At 60.0% G+C, this 24,338-nt stretch carries 26 protein-coding genes (1 of these 26 only partly in view); 17 read left to right on the top strand and 9 right to left on the bottom strand.

Features of this window, described 5'->3' with window-relative positions; genetic code table 11:
• The first annotated feature begins 1 nt into the window (after nucleotide 1).
• On the top strand, nucleotides 2-1,264 hold the full coding sequence (locus EL255_RS19865) for an O-antigen ligase family protein (protein WP_042655028.1): 1,263 nt from the start codon (nucleotides 2-4) through the stop codon (nucleotides 1,262-1,264).
• Nucleotides 1,261-2,019: a glycosyltransferase family 25 protein gene (locus EL255_RS19860; protein WP_084228432.1), complete on the top strand. Its 759-nt coding sequence runs from the start codon at nucleotides 1,261-1,263 to the stop codon at nucleotides 2,017-2,019. Before EL255_RS19865 ends, EL255_RS19860 begins: the two co-directional genes overlap by 4 nt.
• A 54-nt stretch (nucleotides 2,020-2,073) precedes the next feature.
• Here EL255_RS19860 and EL255_RS19855 read toward each other — a convergent pair whose 3' ends face one another.
• Both EL255_RS19855 and EL255_RS19850 read right to left on the bottom strand, forming a co-directional pair.
• Nucleotides 2,074-3,123, bottom strand: a complete 1,050-nt coding sequence (locus EL255_RS19855) for a glycosyltransferase (RefSeq protein WP_232018884.1) — start codon at nucleotides 3,121-3,123, stop codon at nucleotides 2,074-2,076.
• A gap of 6 nt (nucleotides 3,124-3,129) precedes the next feature.
• Entirely contained in the window at nucleotides 3,130-4,131 is a 1,002-nt protein-coding gene (locus EL255_RS19850; protein ID WP_042655029.1) for a glycosyltransferase family 9 protein, read from the bottom strand.
• Between the two features lie 328 nt (nucleotides 4,132-4,459).
• On the opposite strand from EL255_RS19850, the gene EL255_RS21655 reads away from it, so the two are divergent.
• The 4 genes from EL255_RS21655 to EL255_RS19830 all read left to right on the top strand — a co-directional run bounded on the left by EL255_RS21655 (nucleotide 4,460) and on the right by EL255_RS19830 (nucleotide 6,384).
• The gene (locus tag EL255_RS21655; RefSeq protein WP_232018883.1) at nucleotides 4,460-4,621 is read left to right on the top strand and encodes a substrate-binding domain-containing protein; all 162 of its coding nucleotides are present in this window, start codon (nucleotides 4,460-4,462) and stop codon (nucleotides 4,619-4,621) included.
• Nucleotides 4,622-4,650: 29 nt separating this feature from the next.
• Nucleotides 4,651-5,631: an acrylyl-CoA reductase (NADPH) gene (gene acuI / locus EL255_RS19840; RefSeq protein ID WP_042655031.1), complete on the top strand. Its 981-nt coding sequence runs from the start codon at nucleotides 4,651-4,653 to the stop codon at nucleotides 5,629-5,631.
• A gap of 74 nt (nucleotides 5,632-5,705) precedes the next feature.
• Nucleotides 5,706-5,828, top strand: a complete 123-nt coding sequence (locus EL255_RS21710) for a hypothetical protein (protein WP_126623425.1) — start codon at nucleotides 5,706-5,708, stop codon at nucleotides 5,826-5,828.
• A gap of 217 nt (nucleotides 5,829-6,045) precedes the next feature.
• Nucleotides 6,046-6,384: a DUF2799 domain-containing protein gene (locus EL255_RS19830; RefSeq protein WP_042655032.1), complete on the top strand. Its 339-nt coding sequence runs from the start codon at nucleotides 6,046-6,048 to the stop codon at nucleotides 6,382-6,384.
• Between the two features lie 75 nt (nucleotides 6,385-6,459).
• On the opposite strand, the gene EL255_RS19825 is transcribed toward EL255_RS19830, so the two are convergent.
• Nucleotides 6,460-6,630, bottom strand: a complete 171-nt coding sequence (locus tag EL255_RS19825; protein WP_126623423.1) for a hypothetical protein — start codon at nucleotides 6,628-6,630, stop codon at nucleotides 6,460-6,462.
• A gap of 67 nt (nucleotides 6,631-6,697) precedes the next feature.
• Nucleotides 6,698-7,129, bottom strand: a complete 432-nt coding sequence (locus EL255_RS19820) for a flagellar basal body-associated protein FliL (protein ID WP_042655033.1) — start codon at nucleotides 7,127-7,129, stop codon at nucleotides 6,698-6,700.
• Nucleotides 7,130-7,274: 145 nt separating this feature from the next.
• On the opposite strand from EL255_RS19820, the gene EL255_RS19815 reads away from it, so the two are divergent.
• Nucleotides 7,275-7,826 carry a chorismate--pyruvate lyase family protein gene (locus tag EL255_RS19815; RefSeq protein WP_042655034.1) on the top strand — a complete coding sequence of 184 codons (552 nt, stop codon included), beginning with the start codon at nucleotides 7,275-7,277 and terminating at the stop codon, nucleotides 7,824-7,826.
• The gene (gene ubiA, locus EL255_RS19810) at nucleotides 7,823-8,686 is read left to right on the top strand and encodes a 4-hydroxybenzoate octaprenyltransferase (RefSeq protein ID WP_042655035.1); all 864 of its coding nucleotides are present in this window, start codon (nucleotides 7,823-7,825) and stop codon (nucleotides 8,684-8,686) included. The genes EL255_RS19815 and ubiA overlap by 4 nt, the downstream gene beginning before the upstream one ends.
• Nucleotides 8,687-8,750: 64 nt before the next feature.
• Here ubiA and plsB read toward each other — a convergent pair whose 3' ends face one another.
• On the bottom strand, nucleotides 8,751-11,174 hold the full coding sequence (gene plsB, locus EL255_RS19805; protein ID WP_042655036.1) for a glycerol-3-phosphate 1-O-acyltransferase PlsB: 2,424 nt from the start codon (nucleotides 11,172-11,174) through the stop codon (nucleotides 8,751-8,753).
• A gap of 213 nt (nucleotides 11,175-11,387) precedes the next feature.
• Between plsB and lexA the strand changes: the two genes are divergently transcribed.
• The 4 genes from lexA to dinF all read left to right on the top strand — a co-directional run bounded on the left by lexA (nucleotide 11,388) and on the right by dinF (nucleotide 14,899).
• Nucleotides 11,388-12,014 carry a transcriptional repressor LexA gene (gene lexA, locus EL255_RS19800; protein WP_042655037.1) on the top strand — a complete coding sequence of 209 codons (627 nt, stop codon included), beginning with the start codon at nucleotides 11,388-11,390 and terminating at the stop codon, nucleotides 12,012-12,014.
• Between the two features lie 366 nt (nucleotides 12,015-12,380).
• A complete protein-coding gene (locus EL255_RS19795; protein WP_042655038.1) occupies nucleotides 12,381-12,671 on the top strand; it encodes a hypothetical protein in 291 nt (96 codons plus the stop codon).
• A 199-nt stretch (nucleotides 12,672-12,870) separates the two neighbouring features.
• On the top strand, nucleotides 12,871-13,497 hold the full coding sequence (locus tag EL255_RS19790) for an SCO family protein (protein ID WP_042655039.1): 627 nt from the start codon (nucleotides 12,871-12,873) through the stop codon (nucleotides 13,495-13,497).
• A 22-nt stretch (nucleotides 13,498-13,519) separates the two neighbouring features.
• Nucleotides 13,520-14,899 carry an MATE family efflux transporter DinF gene (dinF, locus tag EL255_RS19785; protein ID WP_042655052.1) on the top strand — a complete coding sequence of 460 codons (1,380 nt, stop codon included), beginning with the start codon at nucleotides 13,520-13,522 and terminating at the stop codon, nucleotides 14,897-14,899.
• Nucleotides 14,900-14,960: 61 nt separating this feature from the next.
• On the opposite strand, the gene trmL is transcribed toward dinF, so the two are convergent.
• The 3 genes from trmL to EL255_RS19770 form a co-directional block, all read right to left on the bottom strand.
• Nucleotides 14,961-15,425 carry a tRNA (uridine(34)/cytosine(34)/5-carboxymethylaminomethyluridine(34)-2'-O)-methyltransferase TrmL gene (gene trmL, locus EL255_RS19780; protein ID WP_042655040.1) on the bottom strand — a complete coding sequence of 155 codons (465 nt, stop codon included), beginning with the start codon at nucleotides 15,423-15,425 and terminating at the stop codon, nucleotides 14,961-14,963.
• Nucleotides 15,426-15,506: 81 nt separating this feature from the next.
• A complete protein-coding gene (locus EL255_RS19775; protein ID WP_042655041.1) occupies nucleotides 15,507-16,862 on the bottom strand; it encodes an ATP-binding protein in 1,356 nt (451 codons plus the stop codon).
• A 4-nt stretch (nucleotides 16,863-16,866) separates the two neighbouring features.
• Nucleotides 16,867-17,559, bottom strand: a complete 693-nt coding sequence (locus tag EL255_RS19770; protein WP_042655042.1) for a response regulator — start codon at nucleotides 17,557-17,559, stop codon at nucleotides 16,867-16,869.
• 86 nt (nucleotides 17,560-17,645) lie between these two features.
• Here EL255_RS19770 and fieF point away from each other — a divergent pair, with 86 nt between their 5' ends.
• The 4 genes from fieF to EL255_RS19750 all read left to right on the top strand — a co-directional run bounded on the left by fieF (nucleotide 17,646) and on the right by EL255_RS19750 (nucleotide 21,104).
• Nucleotides 17,646-18,557 (top strand): cation efflux pump FieF, encoded by a 912-nt coding sequence (gene fieF / locus EL255_RS19765; RefSeq protein ID WP_042655043.1) that lies wholly within the window; start codon nucleotides 17,646-17,648, stop codon nucleotides 18,555-18,557.
• An 8-nt stretch (nucleotides 18,558-18,565) separates the two neighbouring features.
• Entirely contained in the window at nucleotides 18,566-19,345 is a 780-nt protein-coding gene (gene cysE / locus EL255_RS19760; RefSeq protein WP_042655044.1) for a serine O-acetyltransferase, read from the top strand.
• A 21-nt stretch (nucleotides 19,346-19,366) separates the two neighbouring features.
• Nucleotides 19,367-20,647, top strand: a complete 1,281-nt coding sequence (locus EL255_RS19755; RefSeq protein WP_042655045.1) for a hypothetical protein — start codon at nucleotides 19,367-19,369, stop codon at nucleotides 20,645-20,647.
• Nucleotides 20,648-20,894: 247 nt separating this feature from the next.
• On the top strand, nucleotides 20,895-21,104 hold the full coding sequence (locus tag EL255_RS19750; RefSeq protein ID WP_042655046.1) for a cell division protein ZapB: 210 nt from the start codon (nucleotides 20,895-20,897) through the stop codon (nucleotides 21,102-21,104).
• Between the two features lie 73 nt (nucleotides 21,105-21,177).
• Here EL255_RS19750 and elbB read toward each other — a convergent pair whose 3' ends face one another.
• Nucleotides 21,178-21,828, bottom strand: coding sequence for an isoprenoid biosynthesis glyoxalase ElbB (gene elbB / locus EL255_RS19745; RefSeq protein ID WP_042655047.1), 651 nt, complete (start codon nucleotides 21,826-21,828; stop codon nucleotides 21,178-21,180).
• Nucleotides 21,829-22,228: 400 nt separating this feature from the next.
• Between elbB and polA the strand changes: the two genes are divergently transcribed.
• Nucleotides 22,229-24,338 carry the 5' portion of a DNA polymerase I gene (polA, locus tag EL255_RS19735; RefSeq protein ID WP_042655048.1) on the top strand. The gene runs 785 nt beyond the window's last position, so the window shows 2,110 of its 2,895 coding nt (coding positions 1-2,110); its start codon is at nucleotides 22,229-22,231; its stop codon lies beyond the right edge, outside the window.

The raw sequence follows: 24,338 nt of genomic DNA, 5'->3' as shown, positions 1-24,338 counted from the left end.
GATGTACCCTACAATTTCAATTATTCCTACGAAGCGAGCAGAGTTGCTTCCTTGGCTGGTTCAGTTATCGGCATTTTCGTTTGGTGCGCTGGCTATTGCTATACCTAGTGGTTATTCGTACGGACCAGCATTACTCGCTGTGATTAGCTTGTTTGTCTTTTGGCGTAAGGAGTATCTAGATTGCCTCACCAAGGAGCATAAAGTTGTCGCTGCCTTGCTCTTCCTTTATTTCTTAGTTTTTCTGGTCTCGACCATGCTGGATAGCCGAGAATTAAGTCAGCTGGATCGACCAAGTCGAGCATTAATGGCTATGCTAACACTGCCTTTGTTAGCTCGGCATAAGGTGAAACTTGATGTTTTACTGTTCGGCTTTGGTGTTGGTGCAATCATTTCTGCTTGTATTGCCATTTATGATAAATTCTATTTAGGTTATGAGCGAGCATTCGATTTTTATTCTATGCCGATTCAAACTGGGAATATCAGCATGTCCCTTGGGGTATTCTGCCTATGTGGTTTTTTATGGTGTAGAGCAAAGGAGAAAAGGAGAAGGTCTTATTTTTACTTGTTAAGTACCTTGGCTGGTCTCACAGGAAGTTTTTTATCAGGCACTCGTGGTGGCTGGGTCCTACTCCCCGTGGTTGTTTTTTCCATTCTATTTTTCTACCGAGGTGCTATCTCCAAAAGGGATAGAAAATGGCTCCTGCTTATTCTGGTTACCGTATCCTCCATTGTCTTTACGCCACAATCTGGGGTAATTAAAAGGGTTTATGAAGCACATTCAGATATCGTAAGATACATAGATGGATCGGAGCGTAACACCTCCTTGGGTATCAGATTCCAGTTGTGGCGAAGCGCTTGGGACTCCTTTATTGAGAAGCCAATCTTGGGCTGGGGTCATGATGGTTTACGGATATCGCAAAAGCAGCAATTGGATGCGGGAAAGATAACCGAGTTCATTTATAATTTTAATTATCATGCCCATAACCAGTATCTAGAGGACATGGCGAAGCGTGGTTTGATCGGCTTGTCCAGCCTGTTGGGGATATTGTTTATTCCCATGGTAATTGCGAAATCAAGGATGGTAGGAGCATCCATCACATCGTCAGTCTTTGGTGGGCTAACTATTGTCATGGCGACCTGCTTGACCACGATAGATTACAACCTCAGTCAGGCCTATTTCGCACATAACTCGGGCATTACCTTCTTTATCTTTTCGCTGGTGTTATCCCTGTCCGCTTCTCTAGAAGGTAAGACTCAATCATGAAGATATATGTCGTCAATATGGCACGCTCGACGGATAGAAGAGAGAGGATCTGTACGTTATTGTCTGGCATGTGGCTGGAGTTTGAGTTTTTTTCCGCGATAGATGGCCGAGTGACTGAAATCACCGGCTATGACAATGATCGCAGGTTAAAAGAGAAAGGTCATGGGTTAACCTCCGGTGAGATGGGATGTTTCGCTAGTCATCGTGCACTTTGGGAAAAATGTGTATCCTTGCAGGAAAATATATTGATATTGGAGGATGACATTGATCTTTCAGATGATTTTTTGACATTTTTTAAAATGGCTGATTCTTTGACTACCCAATATGAATACATAAGGCTGGGGCGAGGGCCATTAAAGAGGATGCCCATATTGGGCGCCTATTATAGCATCGATGATGGAGATAAAAAGAACTCTTATTCATTGGTGAAATATCTACGTGGGCCAAGCTGCTGCCATGGTTATACCCTTTCTCCTGTGGCGGCAGAAAAGTTTTTACGTCATTCAGAGGCATGGTGGTGGCCGGTGGATGATTACATGGATAGTGAATACCGCCATCATGTGTGCGATTATGGTATTGAACCGCCTCTTGTATTACAAACTGATTTGCCATCGGAAATAGGTTATGCAGAAAGAGAGCATAAAGGAAGGCGTCGGCTCGATGCGCGATTGCGAAAAGAGGCGTATAGATTTATTAATGATAGGAAAAACAATATATTTAATATCTTGTTTTTCCTTAAAGGGAAATTAAGATAGGTTTTTTCATTATATTTCAACAAGGTGAGCAGCGTAGTGTTCACCTTATATTTTTCACAACTGCATGAATTTATTAATGGTCTCTTCGCTTGAGAATGCCTGGTAGTAACTTTTATCTATATTAGTGGGGCTTTCATTTTGAGTGGTTAACGATGCCGCAATTGTTTGTATGTCATTTAATGGACACAAAAATTTCTTTAATTCTCCGGTGAGGATTTCTGCCGGCCCAGAAGGACAGTCGACACTGATCACTGGGGTATGGCATATTAATGCCTCAATAAGTACAGTGGGTAAACCTTCGGCATCAGAAGTTAGGATTAATGCTTGAGCTGCTTTGATGTATGGGTATGGATTTTTTTGGAAATCAATAATAGTAACTTTATTTCCAAGTCCCATATCATCAATCATCATTTCAATTTTTTGTCGTAACGCCCCTTTTCCCATCAATATCAATGGTGTGTCGATACCACTCAGTTTGTACGCCTGAAGTAAACGATCATGGCGTTTACGTTCTTCAAATGAACCGATATGAATAAAATACTTCTCGAAAGGTTTTATTATTGACTCATCAGCCATGCTTTGTATCTTGGCAATATCAAATGGATTATAAATAACTTGGCATGACAGTGGTTTGGCCTGGACATTGTTCATGATGTCATCGGCAATGCCATGAGAAACGCATATCAGTTTTTTACCATTATAAAAGCGTTTGAACTTGGCATAGCTTTTTGCGTTATCGCTTGCGAAACCAGTTATATTGCCGTGAATCCAGTAATATACATTTAGATTATCAGGGAGATGTCTTGTTATTTTATCACATGAGCAAGATATAATGACATCTGGAGCCTCTTTCAGAATTTTTTGGTAGATAAGTGATGCCTGTATTTTTTCTACAAAGACATTGGATATAGCTTTCGTGAAGCGATTAACGATAGCTAGATTGAGTGGCTTTATATTGTCTGGAATACTATGTTCTATCCTGTTGCGCAAGGTATAAACAATAACATTAGCTTTATTTTTTTGAAGTAGAGATGCCGTATTTAGCAGAACTTTTTCTGCTCCCCCACCATAAAAGTCATCAACAATAAATAATATTTTTTTCATGTACATTCATACCCAAAAATCTGAGGGGAACTTAGCCAGCCTAATATTTACTGCGGAAATATCCGCCTCTTTGTTATTGAAACCGCATTCTATGGCTTGGAATCGAGGATGATCATGTGGGTTTGCAATATTCAGGTGCCCCTGTGGTGCGACTATGGTCAGCAGCGGTATGTCCAGCGCCTGCGCAATGTGACGCGGGCCTGTGTCGTTGCCGACGAACAGCTGGCAATGGGCGAAGATGCCCGCGAGCTCCCGCACCGAGCGGGTCTGTATGCGGTCAAATACGCTGGACTGCAGCGCGGCGGGCAGCAAGGGCTTCAGGCTGCGGTTGTACTCTTCCTCCCCCGGCCCGCAGTAGATCAGGATCTGGGAGTGGTGCTGCTCTATCAGCCAGCGTGCGACCTCGGCGAAGCAGTCGATGGGCCAGCGTTTGTAATGCCCCAGCGAGTTGACCCCCATGGCGATCAGCGGCCGCGATAGATCGACCCCGGCCGCCAGCAGGGTCTCGCACCCCTGCCGTTTCTCCTCTTCGCTCAACCAGAGATAGTAGTTGCGATCCTCCTGCGCGAGGCCGAGGGGCTTGAGCAGGGAAAATCTGTCGTCCACCAGGGTACTGTTACCCCGATGTTCGGTGTCATGCCGAAAGCGCACTATGCGGTTGTGGCCGAGTCGCCAGGGGAAGGAGTCAAAGCCAATCCGCAGTTTTGCCCCCGAGATGAGGCAGGTGAGCAGGCCTATCATCTGGCCCTGGCTGTTGATCACCACGTCGTAGCGTTCGCGCCGGATCCCCAGCAGCAGTGCCTTCATGTAGCGCCACTCGTTGCGCCTGGCCTTCTCGATGACGATCAGCCTGTCTATGTTGGGGTTGCCCTCTGCCATGCCCGCGCAATAGTCCATGACCAGATAGTGAACCTCCCCATTGGGATCGTTCTGCTTGAGGTTGTTGCACAGCGCCGTGGAGATCAGCACGTCTCCTATCTGTTTGGTTTGGACTACGAGGTATTTCATGCAAGGCCTCAGGCGAGGTCGGGGTTGAACGTCAGCGCAACAGCATATCTTACTAGGCGGTCAGATGCTGCCGCTGCTGGGTGAAAATCCGATCTGGCGCAACCTGATTGCGCATATTTCCGACACGTTAGGTTCCCATCCAGCGTGAGTCGCGTCCAGATGAGGCAAACAGAGAGGAGTGTGAATGGCATCAACGCACGATAAGGCCCAGTAGTATGCCTACCACGCCGAAGTCGGCATCGCTGAAGGTGGTATTGGCAAAGCCGAGATCCCCCAGCACCGGCAGGAAGGCGATCAGCTGGCCATCGCCGGTTTCGATGATTCGGATGTGGCGAAGGCCTGTTATCCTGCCCTGACGTCGGTACAGATCCCCTATTGCAAGATGGGCGGCATGGCCGCGGAGATGATCCTGCGTAAACTGGCTGGCGAGGTACTGCAAGACGGTACCCAGACCATCGAGTTTGAATTGCACAAGCGCCAGAGCACCTGATGCCGGCGCCACAACCCCGAGAGGAAAGCATGTTCAAGGCTCTGTTACTGGAAAACCAAGATGGCAAGACGGTCCCGACCCTCACCCAGCTGACCGAGAGCCAGCTGCCGGAAGGCGAGGTGCGGGTGGCGGTGAGTTACAGCTCCATCAACTATAAGGATGGGCTGGCCATCACCGGCAAGGGCAAGATAGTGCGCCAGTGGCCGCTGGTGCCCGGCATCGACTTCGCCGGCACTGTGCTCGAGTCGGCGGATGGCCGCTATCGGCCCGGTGACAAAGTAGTGCTGACCGGTTGGGGCGTGGGTGAGGGCCACTGGGGCGGCATGGCCGAGCAGGCGCGGGTCAAGGCCGACTGGCTGGTACCGCTGCCGGCCGGACTGGATGAGCGCCAGGCCATGTGCATCGGCACCGCCGGTCTCACCGCCATGCTCTGCGTGCTGGCGCTGGAAGAGGCGGGCATCACCCCCGAGAGCGGCGAGATCCTGGTGACCGGGGCCGCCGGTGGGGTGGGCTCCACCGCTGTCGCCCTGCTGGCAGCCCTGGGTTATAGCGTCGCGGCCCTGACCGGCCGGGTGCAGGAGCAGGGCGAGATGCTGTGCGCGCTCGGTGCCAGCCGCATAGTGCCGCGCAGCGAGCTGCTGGTGCCCGCCAAGCCGCTGGAGAAGCAGCTGTGGGCCGGTGCCATCGACACCGTCGGCAGCCAGGTGCTGGCCAAGTTGCTGGCCCAGATGAACTATGGCGGCGCCGTGGCGGCCTGCGGGCTGGCGGGGGGCTTCGATCTGCCGACCAGCGTGATGCCCTTCATCCTGCGCAACGTGCGCCTGCAGGGAGTGGATTCGGTGCTGTGCCCGCTGGCCCGCCGCCAGCAGGCCTGGGAGCGACTGGCTCGAGATCTGCCCGCCAGCTTCTTCGCCCAGGCGGTGACCGAGATAGGACTGGAGCAGGTCGTGGCCGCCGCCGAGGCCATCACCCTTGGCCAAGTCGCGGGCCGCACCCTGGTCAAACTTTGACCGCGAGCTGACTGGCGAGCACCATTTTTCTGGATAGACTTTGAAGGCCGGTGCACTATCCAAGGAGAATGAGCATGGGTGAACAGAAGCCGGATTACGAGCTCGAGGATGATTGGGAGCCGGAATCCTGGGAGGACGAGCTGGAGGAACTGGATGACGAGAGCTGGCAGGATTATGAGCCTCTCGACGACCAGTGAATCGCGGTGCAGAGTAGGGGCGGGCCCAGGGGCCCGCCCTATTTTTTTGTGCGCCCGTTGAGAAAGCGGGGGCGTGGGCTAGGGCTTGGCCGGGATGGGCGGGCTGGATAGAATGAACTGCTCAAATGGCGCTCAGGAGTGCTAAGGTGGTCCTGCGTCATGGTGGTGGCCGGTTCGGGCCGCTCGTGAACTGTTCAATCGATGCTCAAGGATGAATATGCGATTACTCGTCATCATGATGTGTGCCGGCCTGCTCGGGGGCTGCGTCTCCAATTCGGATGATCCCTGCGAGAAGGTGTGGAGCGATGTGGGGGAGGCCGATGGCAAGCTGGGCTTTGCCGCCGACAGGGTTGAGTTCCATCAGGCCCAGTGCGGGACCAAGGTGGACGTTGCCGTGTGGCAGCAGGGCCGGCAGAAGGGACTGGCCTGGTATTGCCGCCCCGAGCACCTCTATCTGGCCGGTCGAGCCGGGGAGGAGTACCGTGGCGTCTGCCCCAACGATGAGCAGGCCCGTCGCCTGTTCGAGCAGGGTCGCCAGGGCTGGACCGATCAATAGGGGCTGACCTGGTCCCCCTTTTTCAGACGCCGCAGAGACTGGCACTGTGGTAGTGCCGGGGGAACGATGGGGTACTTACTCCCCCTTCTCCTTCAGGCGCAGCGGCTGACACAGATACTGTTTGTCGTTGGCGCTGCGGGCGCACTTGCCGCACACGAACTTGGGTTTGCGTACTATCTTGCGCAGCGCCTTGAGGTCAAATGGGATCTCGTGACGGCGCCATTCACACAGCGTCTTGTGGCCCATGGAGAGTCATATCCTCGACAACGAATGGGGGTGAGCAGGACTCATGGCCGGCACCCCGGTCACGGCCTCATTGGTACAGATACTTGGTGAAGATGAGTTCGCGTACCGCCTTCTTGCCGGTCTCTTTCACCAGCAGCTCATTGACCCGGTTCTCACACTCCTTGCGCAGCTCTTCCCGGCTCACCAGCGACTTGATCTGATCGCCGGTCTTGCTGCCAATCAGGCGGATGATGGCGTCGCGGATCAGGGGATCGTGCTGCTCCAGCAGCTTGAGGTCTGTCCCGTTCTCGGCCATCAGCTCCACCGTCACCCGCACGTAGCCCAGGGTTTTGCCTTCCCCCAGGTAGTTGGTGATGATGTCCGGATCCAGCGCATGGTAGGCAAAGCCCGGCTTGACGGCGGAGGAGGCCGGATCGGCGGCGCTCTCCTCGGAGGAGGCTTGTGCATTCAATGCGGTACAGCCCAGCAATAACACCAGCAGAATTCTGGAGATCTTCATCAAGATGGCTCAGCAGCGACAGATGCCCCATTTTTGATGCTGCCATCGGGGCCGTCAAGCACGGATGTTCTTACAATTCTCGATTGATTTACGGATAATAAACCGGATTTTAACCTGACAACGGAAATCTCCGGATGGTGAAGTTGTGAAGTCCGAGTTGACTGTTCCCCTGATCCAGCTTGCCCCGTGGCGGACGCCCGAGCAGTGCGATCTCCCCGAGGCGCTGCGCCCCTGGTTGCTGGAAGCCGATTCCATGACCCGACGGCTGCGTCGTTACAATCGCCATCTCTCGGTGCAACTGCTGGGCAATCGCAGCGTGTCGCTCGGCGCCGATGAGCAGGATCTGGTGGCCGCCCCGCATCCCATGGGGCTGTGCCGCGAGGTGATCCTGCATGGGGATGGCGGGCCGGCGATCCTGGGCTGGACCCTGTTTGCCGAGGCGGCGCTGCAAGGGAGCGGTTTGCATGATCTGGGCGAGCAACCGCTGGGGGAGCGCATCTTCGGCGATGCGCCGGCGCGGCGCGATCACCTGCAGCTGGCCTGTTTCGAAATAGCGGCCAACCCCTGGTGCCAGGCCGCCACCGTCTGGGGACGCCGTTCCCGTCTCTATCTGGGGCAGTGGCCCTTGCTGGTCCACGAACTCTTCTTGCCCTCGCTATCGTCTGATGCGCTGCCATCGAATAAGGAGCTGGAGTGAAGCTGTTAACCAAGGAGCGGGGACTGGCCTATGTGCAGTTGGCCCGCATCGACAAGCCCATCGGCACCCTGCTGCTGCTGTGGCCGACCCTGTGGGCACTCTGGCTGGCGGCCGGTGGCCCGCCGGACCCCTGGATCCTGGTGGTGTTTGTGGTGGGGGTCTTCCTGATGCGCTCGGCCGGCTGCGTCATCAACGACTATGCGGATCGCAACTTCGACGGCCATGTGAAGCGCACCGCCGGCCGGCCGCTGCCCATGGGCAGGGTCGGGCCGCGGGAGGTGCTGGCACTGTTCGCCGTGCTGGCCCTCATCTCGTTCGGCCTGGTGCTGACCCTGAACCCGCTCACCATAGGGCTGTCGTTCGCCGGCCTGCTGCTGGCGGTCTGCTACCCCTTCATGAAGCGTTTCATCCCGATACCGCAGCTGGTGCTGGGGATGGCCTTCTCCTGGTCCATTCCCATGGCCTATGCGGCGCAGGCCAACGCCCTGCCCGCCGTGGCCTGGCTGCTGTTTCTCGCCAACCTGCTGTGGACCATCGCCTATGACACCCAGTACGCCATGGTGGACCGGGATGACGACCTCAAGCTGGGCCTGAAGTCGAGCGCCATCCTGTTCGGCCGCCACGACAAGCGGATCATCGGCATGCTGCAGCTGGCGACCCTGCTGATCCTGCTGCTGGTGGGGGAGCTGATGGCGCTGGGGGCCAGCTACTACTGGGGGCTGCTGGGGGCGGCGGTGCTGTTCGTCTATCAGCAGCGGCTCATCCGTGAGCGGCAGCGGGAGGCCTGCTTCCAGGCGTTTCTCAACAACAACTACGTGGGGGCCCTGGTGCTGATCGGGGTGGTGATCCACTACCTCTGAGCCGCAGGCTCCCATGAAAAAGGCCGCATCATGCGGCCTTTTTGTTTGATGCCGGGCGGCGGCCTCAGGGCCGGTTGCCGGCCTCTATCGTCCGCCGGATCCTGGTGCTGAGCAGCGGCACTATGTTGTCGGCCAGCGCCTGGAAGCGGCCCAGATCCGGTTTGCAGCCCGTGTCCAGATAGCCTTCGCTGCGCAGGCTGTGGATCAGGGTGCTGAACAGCTTCTGGTCGAAGAACTCGGGGGCGTTGATGCCGTGCAGGGTGCCGAGGCGTTCCGCCATCATCAGGCCGTCCGCTTCCAGCTGCTCTGCCTCGATATAGGGTTGGGCCAGCACCCGGGTCAGCACTATGGCGTAGCGTTGCAGCGTCTCCTGGATGCTCTCGGCCAGCAGCAGCAGGCGCATCTGGTTGCCCGGGTTGACCCAGTAGCCGCCGTCGCGCGCCTCGATCAGCTGCTGGCGTTGCAGCTCGCCCAGCAGGGCATCGATCAGCTCCGGCAGCTCTTCCTCTTCATAGCGCAGGAACAGCTCGGTCTTGAGCAACGGGTAGATGTCGACGCAGCGGGCGACGATCTCGCTGCGGGAGATCCCCTCGCAGCGCTCGATCAGGGTGGCCACCAGGGACGGCATGGCGAACAGGTGCAGTATGTTGTTGCGATAGTAGGTCAGCAGGATCGCCTGATAGCGGTCCAGGCTGATGATCTGGCCCAGCTTGTCCTCGCTCACCTCGAACTTGTTGAGCTCCATCGCCTGATCCAGCAGGGTCCTGGCATCCTCATCCGGCAGGGTGCTCTGGGGGCTGTAGGGCACCTGCTTGAGCAGGTCCAGATAGGTGTTGAGCTGCGCCTGCAGCTCGTCACGGGTCAGGGCGTGGCGCTCGGCGGCCAACAGTGCCAGGGCGCTCAGGGTCAGGCCGTTGACGGCGGCGGCATCGTTGATGCGGGTCATCAGCAGCTCGGCCAGCCGGTTGACGGTGGGCGCCATCCACTCGGGGCGCTCTTCCTTGCCGATGCTCTCCTTCCAGTGCGGCACGTGCTCGCCGAGGTAGTTGTTGAGGGTCAGCGGCTCACCGAAGTTGACGAAGCCCCGGCCGTAGTTGCGCAGCTTGCGCAGTATGCCGAGCACCTGCAGGAAGCTCTCCTTCTCCTTGCGGCTGCCCTTGAGCTCGTTGTGGTAGGTGTTCACCTCCATCACGTGCTCATAGCCGAGATAGACGGGGACCAGGGTCACCGGCCTGTCCAGCCCGCGCATCATGGCCTGCAGTGTCATGGCCAGCATCCCGGTCTTGGGCGGCAGCAGGCGCCCGGTGCGCGAACGCCCGCCCTCGGTGAAGAACTCCACCGAGTAGCCCTTGGCGAACAGCAGATTCAGGTATTCGCGGAATACGGTGCTGTAGAGCGGGTTGCCCTTGAAGGTACGGCGAATGAAGAAGGCGCCGCCGTGGCGGAAGATGGGGCCCGCCGGCCAGAAGTTGAGATTGATGCCGGCCGCGATGTGGGGCGGCACCATGCCCTGGTGATAGATGACGTAGGAGAGCAGCAGGTAATCCATGTGGCTGCGATGGCAGGGCACGTAGACGATCTCGTGGCCTTCCTGCGCCAGCTGGCGCACCCGCTCGGCGCCGTTGACCGACAGGCCGCGGTAGAGCTTGTTCCACAGCCAACCGAGGAAAGTCTCGCCGAGCCGGATCAGCCGGAAAGAGAAGTTGGCGGCGATCTCGTCCATGTAGCCGTGGGCGCGCTTCTGGGCCTTCTCCAGGCTGATGCCCTCGCGCTGGGCCTCTTCCTCGATCGCCTGCTGGATCACGCTGGAATCCAGCAACTGCTTGAACAGCAGGTTGCGGTTCGGCAGCTTGGGGCCGGTCGCCGCCAGCTGCTGGCGGCTGAAGTGGGTGCGGGCCACCCGCGCCAGCTTGTGGGCTATGGCCTCGTCGGTGCCGTGCTTGTCCGCCATATGGCGCAGGGAAAGTGGCGGCGAGAAGCGTACCAGGTTTTCGCGACCCTTGAGGATCACGATCATCGCCTTCTTGAGCCTGTTCGGGGCCAGGCTGCTGATGATGTTCCAGCCGGAGGCCTCTTCACCCTCGCGGCCCGGGGCGCGGCCCCAGAACAGGGTGACGGGCACGACCTGGATATCCAGCGCCGGATCCTGCTTGTGCAGATCCAGCAGCTGGTGAAACTCTTGCAAGAAGGGGAGTGGCTTGTTGCGTTTTCCGAACAGGGGAGGCGGACGATCCAGGCAGACGTAGCGCGGCAGCAGCTGGTCACCGAGCTCCAGCGGGGTGAAGGGACCGGGCAGACCGAGATCCTCGCAGCATTGCTGCAGCGTCATCAGGTCGGTGATCGAGCTGGTTTTCAGGGCATAGACAATGGGTCTGGCCGGGTCCAGGTTCAGTTCTGTAATGGGGTTTTCCGGCAGGCTCTTGTGATTGACCAAGCCGCTGATAGGCCATTGCAGTATGGCTCTGGAAATGTTCTGTCCTATGGACATGGGTGCTGCTCTCCAAAAAATGCGGCGTGAGCATAACAAATCACCGTTGGCTTGTCGCCGAGAGGTACGATGAGTGGCTGTGCAGGATCAAGAATGGTCTATTTCCTGGCAAGAAGTGCGACAAGGATGCGACAAATGTCAGCAACGCCTTGCCTTGGCCCCAGCACTGTATATACTGCCAGTGTGCTGTATAAAAAAACAGGTGCCAATCCTATGAAACCTCTTACCCCCCGCCAGGCCGAAGTGCTGGCGCTGATCAAGGTAAACATGAGCGAGACCGGCATGCCGCCGACTCGTGCCGAGATCGCCCAGAAGCTTGGTTTCAAGTCGGCCAATGCGGCCGAGGAACATCTGAAGGCCCTGGCCAAGAAAGGGGTCATCGAGATCATGCCCGGTACCTCCCGCGGTATCAGGCTGCTGCTCGAGGAAGAGGAAGTCGCGCCGGAAGAGAGCGGCTTGCCGCTGATCGGCAAGGTTGCGGCCGGTGAGCCGATCCTGGCCCAGGAGCACATAGAGAGCCACTATCAGGTGGATCCTGCTCTGTTCCATCCGCGGGCAGACTTCCTGCTGCGGGTGCAGGGGATGAGCATGAAGAACATCGGCATCATGGATGGCGACCTGCTGGCGGTGCACAAGACCCAGGAAGTGCGCAATGGCCAGGTGGTGGTGGCTCGCCTCGATGAGGATGTCACCGTCAAGCGCTTCCAGCGCAAGGGCAGCCAGGTGTGGCTGCTGCCGGAGAACGAAGAGCTCTCTCCCATCGAGGTGGATCTCTCCAGCCAGCACCTCACCATCGAAGGTCTGGCCGTCGGCGTGATCCGCAACGCCGACTGGATGTAACGGCACGGCCTCCTGCGGGAGGCCGTCTCGTTTTGCCCCTTTTCCCCCGTTAGCTTGCGTCCTCCCTGATGACCGCCATTTTTGTCTCCATCTCACCGCCGCACGGCGGGCATTTCGGATATATCCTTTGATAAGGCCCGGTGCGCCAGCGCTGGCCCGGATGGTTGCCTGAGTGGCCAGCATAAGGCCGCGAGCATGCATCACTGGCGCTGCGCCGAGGCGGCGCGGGATAGAAGGGAGAGTCTTCGGGCGCTCGCACATCGAGCGAGCCAAAGGCCCGAAGCGACTCGTACAGTCAGCACGCGACAGTGTCTTGGGGTGTCCAGGGGGCTGGTCGGCGTGACCTGTTGAGCAAGGAGGACAGGTATGGCTTCAAGCTCGCCATGGGATCCGGGTCTGGCCGCAGCGCCCGCATCTTCCATTACCCGCTTCATCAAGGGCAGCCGGATGACGTGGTTTTATGCGCTCTGGGTTTATCACAAGGGCGATGGCTGGACCATCTGGCTGGGCTGCCCCAAGGACAAGATAGTCCGTCTGGTGCGGCTGTTTCGCCGCCACCATGACATGGGGCTGCCGGATGCCCCCTGGACGGCCCCGGTCGTGCCGCTGCACACCGTTGCCAAGCGTACGCAGGCGCAGCACAGACGGCGCCCCTGAGTTACCCGGATCTATTGCGAGCCCCATCCAATATGGGGCTTCTGTTTGCTTGTCGGCCCAGCCTGTTTCCCCCAATTGTCGAGCCTCCGCCAGACCGCTATCCGGACCTTGGGTAGCCAAAAAGGGTGCCGAGCGGGTTACAATAGCCATTCGTTTAGCCCTTTCTTCGGCTGATTAGACTAGCAAGGCTTTGTTTTATATGGTTAAACCTCGTTACCCCCTGCTGTTTCTGCTGCTGGTCGGCGGCATGATGGCTGCCTACCATTGGAGCCAGCCCGCCCTGCCCGAGCAGGCGGACTACTACGCACAGGGCCGGGACATCAATCCTTTCACGCTCACCGACGCCGAGGGGCAGGCCTTCACCCCGGACAGCCTGAGTGGCCACTGGACCTTCCTGTTCATCGGTTATACCTATTGCCCGGACATCTGCCCGACCACGCTGGCGGATCTGCGCTCCGTCTATCCTGAGCTGAAAAAAATCGCCCCCAGCAGCCAGGTGGTCTTCGTCTCGGCGGATCCGCAGCGGGATGACAGCGCCCGCCTCAAGCGATATACCGCCTTCTTCCAGCCGGAGTTCAAGGCCGCCACCGGTCCCCACAACCATCTGTTCCCCTTCGTGCGCAACCTCGGCCTCGTCTACTCAATGGCGGAGAGCGGGGACAAGGATTACCTGATCGACCACTCGGCTTCCATAGTGCTGATCGATCCGCAGGGCAAGCTGGTGGCGGTGTTCCGTCCCCAGATGGTGGATGGGCAGGTGCCCCATGTGGCGATGACGACCCTGGTCTCCGATTTTGGCCGGATAGTGCGGTTGGCCGACGAATGATGCCCCAACAGTGGCCCTGCCCATGCTGATCCCGCCCTGGCTGCGGGATCCCAGGCGTCACAGGGCCGTGTTTGCCCTGGCCCTGCCCATGGTGTTTTCCAATATCACCACCCCGCTGCTCGGGCTGGTGGACACCTGGGTGATCGGTCATCTCGGCCAGGCCTGGTTCCTCGGCGGCGTCTCGGTCGGCGCCACCCTCATCAACCTCCTCTTCTGGCTGCTCGGTTTCCTGCGCATGTCCACCACCGGGCTGACCGCCCAGGCTCATGGCGCCGCCAGCGCCGAGGGACAGCTGGACACCCTGGCGCGGGCGCTGGGTCTGGCCATTGGTCTGGGCACCGCACTGCTGCTCCTGTTGCTGCCCTTCCTGCCGGCGCTCATCGCGCTCAGTGGCGGCTCGCCCGAGGTGCAGGGTTATGCCGGGGAATACGTGTCGGTGCGGATCTGGAGTGCCCCGGCCGCGCTGTGCAACCTGGTCATCATGGGCTGGCTGCTGGGCATGCAGGATGCCCGCAGCCCCATGCTGCTGCTGATCCTGAGCAACCTCATCAACATGGTACTGGACGCCTGGTTCGTGCTGGGGCTGGGCTGGCAGGTCAAGGGGGTCGCCGCCGCCTCGTTGCTGGCCGACTACGGCGCGCTGGGGGTGGGACTCTGGCTGGTGAGCCGCCAACTGCGCCATCTGTCCGCCGACGTGTGGCAGGGGGCCTGGCAGCGCTGGCGACAGTGGCCGGCGCTGCGGCGCCTGCTCGGCCTGAATCGGGATATCTTCATCCGCTCTCTCTGCCTGCAGCTCTGTTTTGCCTTTATGACCCTGCAGGGGGCGCGGCTGGGGGATGTGGCGGTGGCCGCCAACGCGGTGCTGCTCAACTTCCTGATGCTCATCTCCTACGGGCTGGATGGCTTTGCCTACGCGGTGGAGGCCATGGTGGGCCGGGCCATAGGGCGGCGGGATCGGCAGGGGCTGCGGGAGGCCATTGTCCTCAACCTGGGCTGGGCGTTGCTGATCGCCCTCGGCTTTAGCCTGTCATTCGCCTTGGGGGGAGAGCGGCTCATCGCCCAGATCACCGACATCCCGGCGGTGGTCGCCGAGGCGAACCGCCAGTTGCCCTGGCTGATCGTCATGCCGATGCTGGCAGTCTGGTGTTTCCTGCTGGACGGGGTCTTCATCGGCGCGACCCGCGCCCGCGAGATGCGCAACAGCATGCTGATAGCGGCGTTCTGCGGCTTCTTTCCGGTCTGGTGGCTGTGCCAGGCCTGGGGTGTGGCGGCCTTGTGGGCCGCCATGGCGGCCTTGATGGCGGGGAGGGGGTTGACCCTTGGCTGGTTATGCTGGCGGATGGAGTCCGATGGGCGCCTGCTGGGTCAGGGGCATGCCGCCGAGCCCGCGAGCCGCGGCTGATGCTTTGTCAGGTGGCGTCGATTAAGCGTCTGAGCGGCTGCGGCCCGGCGCAGGCATCGACTCAGAGCGAGCCCTCGTAGCCGAACTGACGCCAGCTCTCATAGACGAAGACGGAGACCGCATTGGCCAGGTTCATGCTGCGGCTTTGCGGCAGCATGGGGATGCGCAGGCGCTGCTCGAACGGCAGGCTCTCGATGAGATCCGCAGGTAGACCCCGGCTCTCAGGCCCGAACAGCAGGGCATCCCCCAGCGCAAACTGCGCCGCCGAGTGCGCGGTGCGCCCCTTGGTAGTACAGGCAAACACCCGGGTCGGCGCCACGGCCGCCAGGAAGCTCTCATAGTCCGACCAGCGCTTCACCTCGGCAAACTCGTGGTAGTCGAGGCCGGCCCGCTTGACCCTCTTGTCATCCCATTCAAATCCCAGCGGCTCGATCAGGTGCAACCGGTAGCCGGTATTGGCACAGAGACGGATGATGTTGCCGGTGTTGGGCGGGATTTCCGGTTGATAGAGCACGATGTCGAGCATGACGGGATCCTGATGGGGGCCGAGATTGGGGCGAAAAGGGCGCCAGCATAACCAGCGCCCGTTGGGATGAAAAGGGCTGTCTCACGCCATGGGCAGGCGGATGGTGATGACGAGCCCGTTCGGCTGATTACTGCTGGCCCGGATGGTGCCGCCATGGCGCTGGATCGCCTCGGCGGCGATGGCCAGCCCGAGGCCGGTGCCGCCGGTCTTGGCGTTGCGCGCATCGTCGACCCGGAAGAAGGGCAGGAACAGCTGCGCCTGTTGTGCCACCGGCACGCCTGGGCCGTCATCCCGGATGGTCATCACCCACTCCCGCCCCTCCGGATACCAGTCCACCTTGATGAACTCGCGGGCATATTTGAGCGCGTTGCGCAGCGGGTTTTCCAGGGCGCGAGCCAGCAGATCCGGCCACATCTTGAGGGATTCGGCCGGCAGTGGCGGCAGCCTGAGTTGCTTGCCGTTCTGGTTGGCCTCGAACATGGCATCGTCCAGGATGGGCTCCAGCAGATCGGCAAGGGGCAGCAGCACCGGGGCCTCCACATGCTGTTGTACTCGCGACAGATCCAGCAGATCCCCGATCAGCTTGTCGAGCCGGGCTATCTCGGTCTCGATCCGTGCCAGCTCATTGCTGTCCCCCTGCTTGCGACGGATCAGCGCCTGCGCCAGCTGGATGCGGGTCAGCGGGCTGCGCAGCTCGTGGGAGATGTCGGAGAGCAGCTGTTTCTGCTTCTGGATCATGCTCTTGAGAGTATCCACCATGTGGCTGACGTGATCCGCCAACTGGCCTATCTCGTCCCGCCGCCCCAGGTTGGGGATCTGCGCCTCCAGGTTGCCCTCCGCCAGCCGGGAGACCGACTGCTGCAACTGCAGTATGGGGCGGGTCAGCCGCCAGGCCAGCAACAGGCAGAGCGGGGTGCTGACCAGCATGGCGATGCCCAGGATCTGGATAGGGTGATCCAGGATCTGGATGAACAGGAACAGGTAGGAGTTCTCGACGTTGAGCCCGAAGTAGACATGATAGGTCTGGCCGTGATGCTTCATCTGGAAGGGGCCGGCGATGGCCCGCTTGTGCTCGCTCCCCAGCATGGGCTTGGCCGGGTTGTCGGCATCGAGCATGAAGCGGATGACGAACTTGCTGAGGTGGGCGGTGGACTGCATCTGCCCCTTGGCATCGCGCAGGTAGACGTTGTCCACCGGCAGCAGTCCGGCGGACTCGATGGCCTTGGACAGATCGAACTCCTGGTCCGGATCCATGCCCGCCTGCAACGCCCTGAGATTGTTGTTCATCCTGGACACTTCATGCTCTGGCAGGGGGATGATGTTGCGCGGATCCAGGGTCGGCAGTATGACCACGGCTGCCAGCACGACCAGCAACATGAACCAGAACCAGAGGAAGATCTGGGTGGAGAGGCCGCCGAAGGAGCGGTTGCTGTTCATCGGCTCAGGCCTGTTCCAGCCAGAGGTAGCCGCGGCCGCGCACCGTCTTGAAGCGGGGCTGGCCATCGCTGCGCTCCGGCAGCTTCTTGCGCAGATTGCTCAGGTGCATGTCGATGGCGCGATCGAAGGGCTCAAGCTTCTTGCCAAGCACCTGTTCAGACAGCAGATTCTTGCTGACGATCTGGCCCGGGCTGCGCAGCAGGCACTCCAGCAGGCCGAACTCGGTGGCGGTGAGCTCCAGCAACTGATCGTCGCAGCGGGCCTGTTGCAGGCCGGGCTGCAGCACCAGATCCATGAAGCGCAGCTCGTCCGATGCGCCGCGCTGGGGGGAGAGGGCCTGGGTGCGGCGCAGGATGGCGCGCACCCGGGCCAGCAGCTCGCGATCGTCGAACGGCTTGGCCAGGTAGTCATCGGCGCCGGCCTCCAGCCCGTTGACCCTGTCCTGGCTGTCGCCGCGGGCGGTCAGCATCAGCACCGGGGTGTCATGGCGCTTGCGCAGCCGGGTCAGCATGGCGAAGCCGTTGAGTCTGGGCATCATCACATCCAGCAGCACCAGATCGAACTCCTGCTCGGCCAGCCGCAGCAGGCCCTCCTCGCCATCTTCGGCGACCGTGACCTGAAAGCCTTCCAGGGTCAGGATTTCGGTGAGCAACTGGGTCAGCTCGAGATCGTCGTCGACCAGGAGTATTTTATTCATCTGGAATCATTCCGCTGATTTTGCGCGTCAGACTGACGCCTGGGTCAGGGTATAATAAATTTTTACGCGCCAGAGGAAAGCCGGTTTTGAGCCAACAACAATATTCTCGCTGGGTCACCCTGGCCAGCATGGCGGCGGTCGCCGTCGCCAGCCTGCTGATCACCGGCAAACTGATCGCCTGGCTGATGACGGACTCGTCCAGTCTGCTCGCCTCCCTGACCGACTCCCTGATGGACGTCAGCGCCTCCCTCATCAACCTGTTCGCCATCCGCTATGCCCTGGCCCCGGCGGATAACGAGCACCGCTTCGGCCACGGCAAGGCGGAGTCGCTGGCGGGCCTCATCCAGTCGGCCTTCATCTCGGGCTCGGCCCTGCTGCTGGTGATGCACGGCATCTCCTCCCTGCTCAATCAGGTGCCGGTGCAGCGGCTGGAGGCCGGGCTCTGGGTCAGCGCTGGCTCTATCCTGCTGACCCTGCTGCTGGTCGGCTTCCAGCGCTGGGTGGTGCAGCGTACCAACAGCGTGGCCATCAAGGCCGACATGCTGCACTACCGTTCCGATCTGCTGCTCAACGCCGGCGTGCTGCTGGCGCTGGTGCTGGCGGGGCAGGGGTGGTTCTGGGCCGACGGCCTGTTTGCCATCCTGATCGGTCTGTTCCTGGTGTGGGGAGCCGTCCAGATCGGCTACGAATCGGTACAGGCGCTGCTCGATCGTCAGTTGCCAGAGGAAGAACAAGCGAGAATAATGGCGCTCTGCTGTGCCGTGGAGGGGGTACATGGTGTCCATGATCTGCGTACCCGCCAATCCGGGCCGACCCGGTTCGTGCAGCTGCATCTGGAACTGGATGATCAGCTGCCCCTGGTCAAGGCCCATCAGATAGCCGACGAGGCTGAGCTGGCCGTGCGCCAGTCATTTGAGCGGATGGATGTGATTATCCACATGGACCCCATCTCGGTGCTGACAAAAGAACAACAAGGCCCTCACCCTGAACAACAGTAGGCTGCAACATGGATGATCTGGTTGCCCAAACGTGGCAAAAAATTCAGCTGGAAGCACAGAGCATGGCGGCCCAGGAGCCCATGCTGGCCAGCTTCTTTCACTCCACCATTCTCAATCATCAGGATCTGCGCTCGGCACTCAGCTTTCAGCTGGCCAACAAGCTCGACAGCACCACCATGCCGGCCATCGCCCTGCGTGAGGTGATCGAGCTGGCCCTGCGCAGCGAGCCCGAGTTGCTGGCCATGGTGGCCGCCGACATCTGCGCGGTGCAGGACAGGGATCCCGCGGTCGATCTCTTCTCGACGCCGCTGCTCTACCTCAAGGGCTTTCATGCCCTGCAGGGCTACCGGGTGGCCAACTGGCTGTGGCGCCAGGGTCGTCGTTCGCTGGCGCTCTATCTGCAAAACCAGATCTCAGTGGTGTTCGGGGTCGATGTGCACCCGGCGGCGCGGATCGGCAAGGGCATCATGTTCGACCACGCCACCGGCATAGTGGTCGGGGAGACGGCGGTGATCGAGGACGATGTCTCCATCCTGCAGAGCGTGACCCTGGGCGGGACCGGCAAGGAGAGTGGCGATCGCCACCCCAAGATCCGGGAAGGGGTGATGATAGGGGCGGGTGCCAAGGTGCTCGGCAACATAGAGGTGGGCGTCGGCGCCAAGATAGGTGCCGGCAGCGTGGTGATCAACCCGGTGCCGCCCCATACCACGGTCGCCGGTGTGCCCGCCAAGATCGTGGGTCGCCCCGAGTGCGACAAGCCCTCGCTGGATATGGATCAGTGTCTCTGATCCCCTGACCGAGGCGGTACCATGGTCAAGCGCTGGTCAGGCTATCTGATCTTGGGGATGTGGCTGCTCAACCTGCTGCATCTCTATCTGGGCTTCTCTCCCTGGCCGGCGGCCATCGCCGCCTGGGCCGCCTCCCTGCTCACCTGGCCCTGGCTGGTGGGTGCCGCACGGCGTCAGGCCCTGGCCCTCTATGGTGCCGCGCTCTTGCTGCTGGTCTTCTCCTGGTGGCGCGGAGCCAGTCTCAGCGCCGGCGACTGGCTGTTGCCCAACATCAACATGCTCACCATGTTTGCCGCCGTCAGCACCCTCAACCTCGCTACCTCCGGCCTGCTGACTGGCACCAGCTCCTGGTCGGGTCGCAAGGGGCTGTGGAGCACTATGGCCAGCCTCAATCTGCTCGGCGCCGTCATCAACCTCTCGGTGCTGTTCATCATCGGCGACCGGCTGGAGCGCAATGGCACCCTGGAGCGGCGCCAGGTGATGGTGCTGAGCCGGATCTTCTGCGCGGCCGCCTTCTGGTCCCCCTTCTTCGTCGCCATGGCGGTGGCGCTCACTTATGCCCCCGGCCTGCAACTCGCCAGCATACTGCCGTTTGGCATCATCGCCGCCTTGCTGGCGATGGGGCTGACGGCCTGGCAGGTGGAGCGGCTCGGCGTGGCGGATTTCGCTGGCTACCCGCTGCGGCTGCAGACCCTGGGGTTGCCGGTGACGCTGGCGCTGCTGGTCTTGCTGATCAACCAGCTCTGGCCTCAGCTCAGCATCCTGGCGGTGATCGCGCTGGTGGCACCGCTGCTGGCGCTGCTGTTCATGCCCCATGCCGGGCGGGGGGCGGCCCTCAAGCGGCAGGTGGTGGAGCGCTTCCCCGCCATCGGCGGTCAGTTGGTGTTGTTCCTGGGGGCCGGCTTGCTGGCGGCGGGCATCAACAGCGCGCTGTCGGTGATCGATGTCGGCGGTGGCCACGGCCTGCCGCTGTTCAATCACTTCGGCTGGCTGGAGGCCTGCCTGACCCTGCTGCTGATCTTCCTGGTGGCCATCATAGGGGTGCACCCGCTCATCAGCATCTCCGGGCTGGCCCCCCTGCTGTGGCCACTGGCCCCGGATCCCAGCCTGCTCGGCATGTGTTTCCTGCTGGGGTGGGGGCTGGCCACCGGCACCAGTCCGCTGTCCGGCTCCAATCTGGCGCTGGCGTCGCGCTATAACCTGAGCGCCGGGCTGCTGTTGCGCTGGAACCTGCTCTACGGCTTGCTGATGTACGGGGTCGCCTGCCTGTTGCTGGGGGCATTTATCGCCCTGCACGGATGACGCCGGCAGCAAGCGACCCCCCTGGCCGGCGGCGCCATGAGGACCGCCGCCGTGCCCTGGAGCCGGCCTTGCGTCTGCGACGCCGCGGCCTGCGAGAAAAACCGACGCATATTTAGACAATACCGGCAGGGAAGGCGCATTTTGCAACGCACCGGCTTGTTTGTGCCAATGCCCTCAGGGTATGCTGGCTCCACGCGCTTGATCGCCCGCTGTAGGGCATCGCAATTGAACAAACAGGTATGCAACTATGTCACTAGAAGTCCTTGAGCAACTCGAATCCAAAGTCCAATCCGCCGTCGACAACATCTCCCTGCTGAAGATGGAGCTGGACGAGCTGAAAGAGCAAAACAGCAAGCTGCAAGACGAGAACCATCAGCTGCGCAACGAGCACGTTGCCTGGCAAGAGCGTCTGCGCGCCCTGCTTGGCAAGATGGAGCAGATGGGCGAAGCCATCTAATCCCTGCGCTGACAGACAAGATTGAAAACGGGCCGCTCCATGAGCGGCCCGTTTGTTTATGGCAAGGGAGGCATCAGAGCGCTAGCAACTGCTTGACCGTCTTCTCGATGCCATCGGCCGCCTCGACGATGTTCTGCGCCAGCATATAGGCCGGGGTCGAGATGACCTTGCGCTCCTGATCCACCACGAACTCGTTGACCGGGCAGTTGAGGTGGCTGCCACCCATGGCCTCGATGGCATTGGCGGTCGCCTCGTCGGTGCCTATGGTGGTCAGGGTGCCGGCTCCGTAGATGAGCGGGATCATGGCCGGCGCGATGCAGATATAGGCCGCCGGTTTGCGGGCGGCGGCAAAGCTCTGGCACGCCCTGAGTACATCCGGCTGGATCTGGCAGTGGGCGCCTTTGATCGCGAAGTCGCACAGGTTTTTGGCAGCGCCGAAGCCACCGGGCAGCAGCAGGGCGTCATAGTCGGCCGCATCCAGCTCGGCCACGTCCCGGATCTGGCCACGCACTATCCGGGCCGCCTCGACCAGCACGTTGCGGCTCTCCTGGGCGCTGACCTCACCGGTCAGATGGTTGATGACATGCAACTGCGGCACGTTCGGCGCGAAACACTGGGTCACGGCACCTTGGCGGGCCAGCGCCAGCAGGCTGATGACGGCCTCGTGGATCTCGGTGCCGTCAAAGACGCCGCAGCCACTCAAAATCACGGCCACTTTTTTCATGGCAGACTCCTCGTTGTTGAAAATGTGAGCCAGGGTAGATTGTTGTATTTTTGTATGGTTATCGCTGGCCCTCCGCTGGTCAAGTCATCTTGCTGTGCTAGGATTGTTTCGTTTCGGATCCTGCCGTATTGACTCCCTTAAATCTTTTTCCACATTGATCGAGATCATTTCAATTTTGAGATGATCGGTTTTGGCGATCTCAACATTATGTTTTATATGTTGTTTTTATAATTTACACACAGCTTTGTCACAATGGGTCTAACGAGGTCCCATTTTTGAGCACAGAGTTATCCACAGCGCCGACCCTCCATCTGACCGCCTGAGGCTGGATCCCCGCCCCTTGGTGTGATGCGGGCCCTGTGGCATCCTAACGGCTGTTTATTCCTGGCAGGACGATTTCATGGCCCCTAGCAATCCCCTTATCTTGGTCGACGGCTCTTCATATCTTTACCGCGCCTTCTTCGCCTCCCAGCAGGCCGATCTGCGCACATCGACCGGTTTGCCGAGTGGCGCCGTCCGGGTGATGGCCAACATGATGCGCAGCCTGCGCAAACAATACCCCGACTGCCACGTGGCCGTGGTATTCGACGCCAAGGGCAAGACCTTCCGCGACGACATCTACCCGGAGTACAAGGCGACCCGTGCCAGCATGCCGGACGATCTGCGCAGCCAGGTCGCCCCCATCCACCAGATGATCAAGGCGATGGGCTTCCCGTTCTTGATGGTCGAAGGGGTCGAGGCCGACGATGTGATCGGCACCCTGGCTCGCCAGGCGACCGAGAAACAGCTGCCGGTGCTCATCAGCACCGGTGACAAGGACATGGCGCAGTTGGTCTCCGATCACGTCACCCTGATCGACACCATGAAGGACGTGACCACAGACCGGGAGGGGGTGATCGAGAAGTTTGGCGTGCCGCCCGAGCTCATCATCGACTACCTGGCCCTGATGGGGGACAAGGTGGACAACATTCCTGGCATGACAGGGGTGGGCGAGAAGACGGCGCAGGCGCTGTTGCAGGGGATCGGCAGCATAGACCAGATCGCCGCCAACCTGGACAAGGTGGCCGCCCTCGGCTTCCGTGGCTCCAAGGCGTTTGCCGACAAGTTCCGCGAGCAGGAAGAGCAGGTTCGTCTCTCCTACCAACTGGCGACCATCAAGACCGACGTCGAGCTGGAGCAGGAGCTGGAGCAGTTGCAACTGGGCCCGATCGACAAGGAGTCCTTGCTGGAAGTCTATCGCGAGTACGAACTGCGCAACCTGATAAAAGAGTTGGAATCTGAGGTTCAGGAACGGGTTGAGCCTGTGATTGGCTCCGAGCAGCTTCAAGAGAAGGTCTTGCTCCAACCAAAGAAGGTGTCTCATCGGCCAAACACAAAACTACGCAGGTCTAAGACGGTACTACGCCAGCCGAAAACGGAATTGCACCGTTTGGGGTTTGAGGTGCGTCGACCACATGCCAAGAAGACAAGATTGCCAGTGGTCAAATCACCTTACATCTGTGTGATGAAGAAAGGAGTTTTTGATCAATGGCTTGCACGACTTAAGACAGTTCCTCTATTTGCCTTCGATACCGAGACCACCAGTCTCGACTACATGGAGGCGCGGGTGGTGGGGGTCTCCTTCGCCGTCGAACCGGGCAAGGCGGCTTACGTCCCCTTCGGGCACGACTATCTGGGGGCGCCGACCCAACTGAGTGAAGAGCTGGTGCTGGGTAAGCTCAAGCCGTTGCTGGAAGATCCGGCTCGCCTCAAGGTGGGGCAGAACCTCAAGTACGATCGCAACGTGCTGCAGAACCACGGCATCGATCTGCAGGGCATTGCCTACGACACCATGCTCGAGTCCTATGTGCTCAACTCCACCGCCAGCCGTCACGACATGGACTCTCTGGCCAAGAAGTACCTCGGGGTCGAGACCATTTCCTTCGAGGAGATCGCCGGCAAGGGGGTCAAGCAGCTCACCTTCAATCAGATCGAGCTGGAGCAGGCGGCGCCCTATGCGGCTGAAGATGCCGACATCACCCTGCGCCTGCATCAGACCCTCTGGGGCGAACTGAGCAAGCTGCCTGAATTGGCCAAGGTATTCACCGAGATCGAACTGCCCCTGCTGCCCGTGCTGGCACGGATGGAGCTGCTGGGTACCACCATAGATCCCAAGCTGCTGCACCAGCAGAGCCAGGAGATAGAAGTGCGTCTGGCGGAGCTGGAGCGGCAGGCACACGAACTGGCCGGACAGGAGTTCAACCTCTCCTCACCCAAGCAGCTCGGCGAGATCCTGTTCGTCAAGCTGGGGTTGCCGATCCTCAAGAAGACCCCCAAGGGCGCCCCCTCCACCGCAGAAGAGGTGCTGGCCGAGCTGGCGGAGACCTATGAATTGCCGCGCCTGTTGATAGAGCACCGTGGCCTCGCCAAGCTCAAGTCCACCTATACCGACAAGCTGCCGTTGATGATCAAGCCCCAGACCGGGCGGGTGCACACCTCTTATCATCAGGCGGTGGCGGCGACCGGCCGGC

Source organism: Aeromonas encheleia, assembly GCF_900637545.1.
Taxonomy (GTDB): domain Bacteria; phylum Pseudomonadota; class Gammaproteobacteria; order Enterobacterales; family Aeromonadaceae; genus Aeromonas; species Aeromonas encheleia.
Note: the sequence above shows the minus strand (reverse complement) of the source record. Positions and strands in the feature narration are given on the sequence as shown.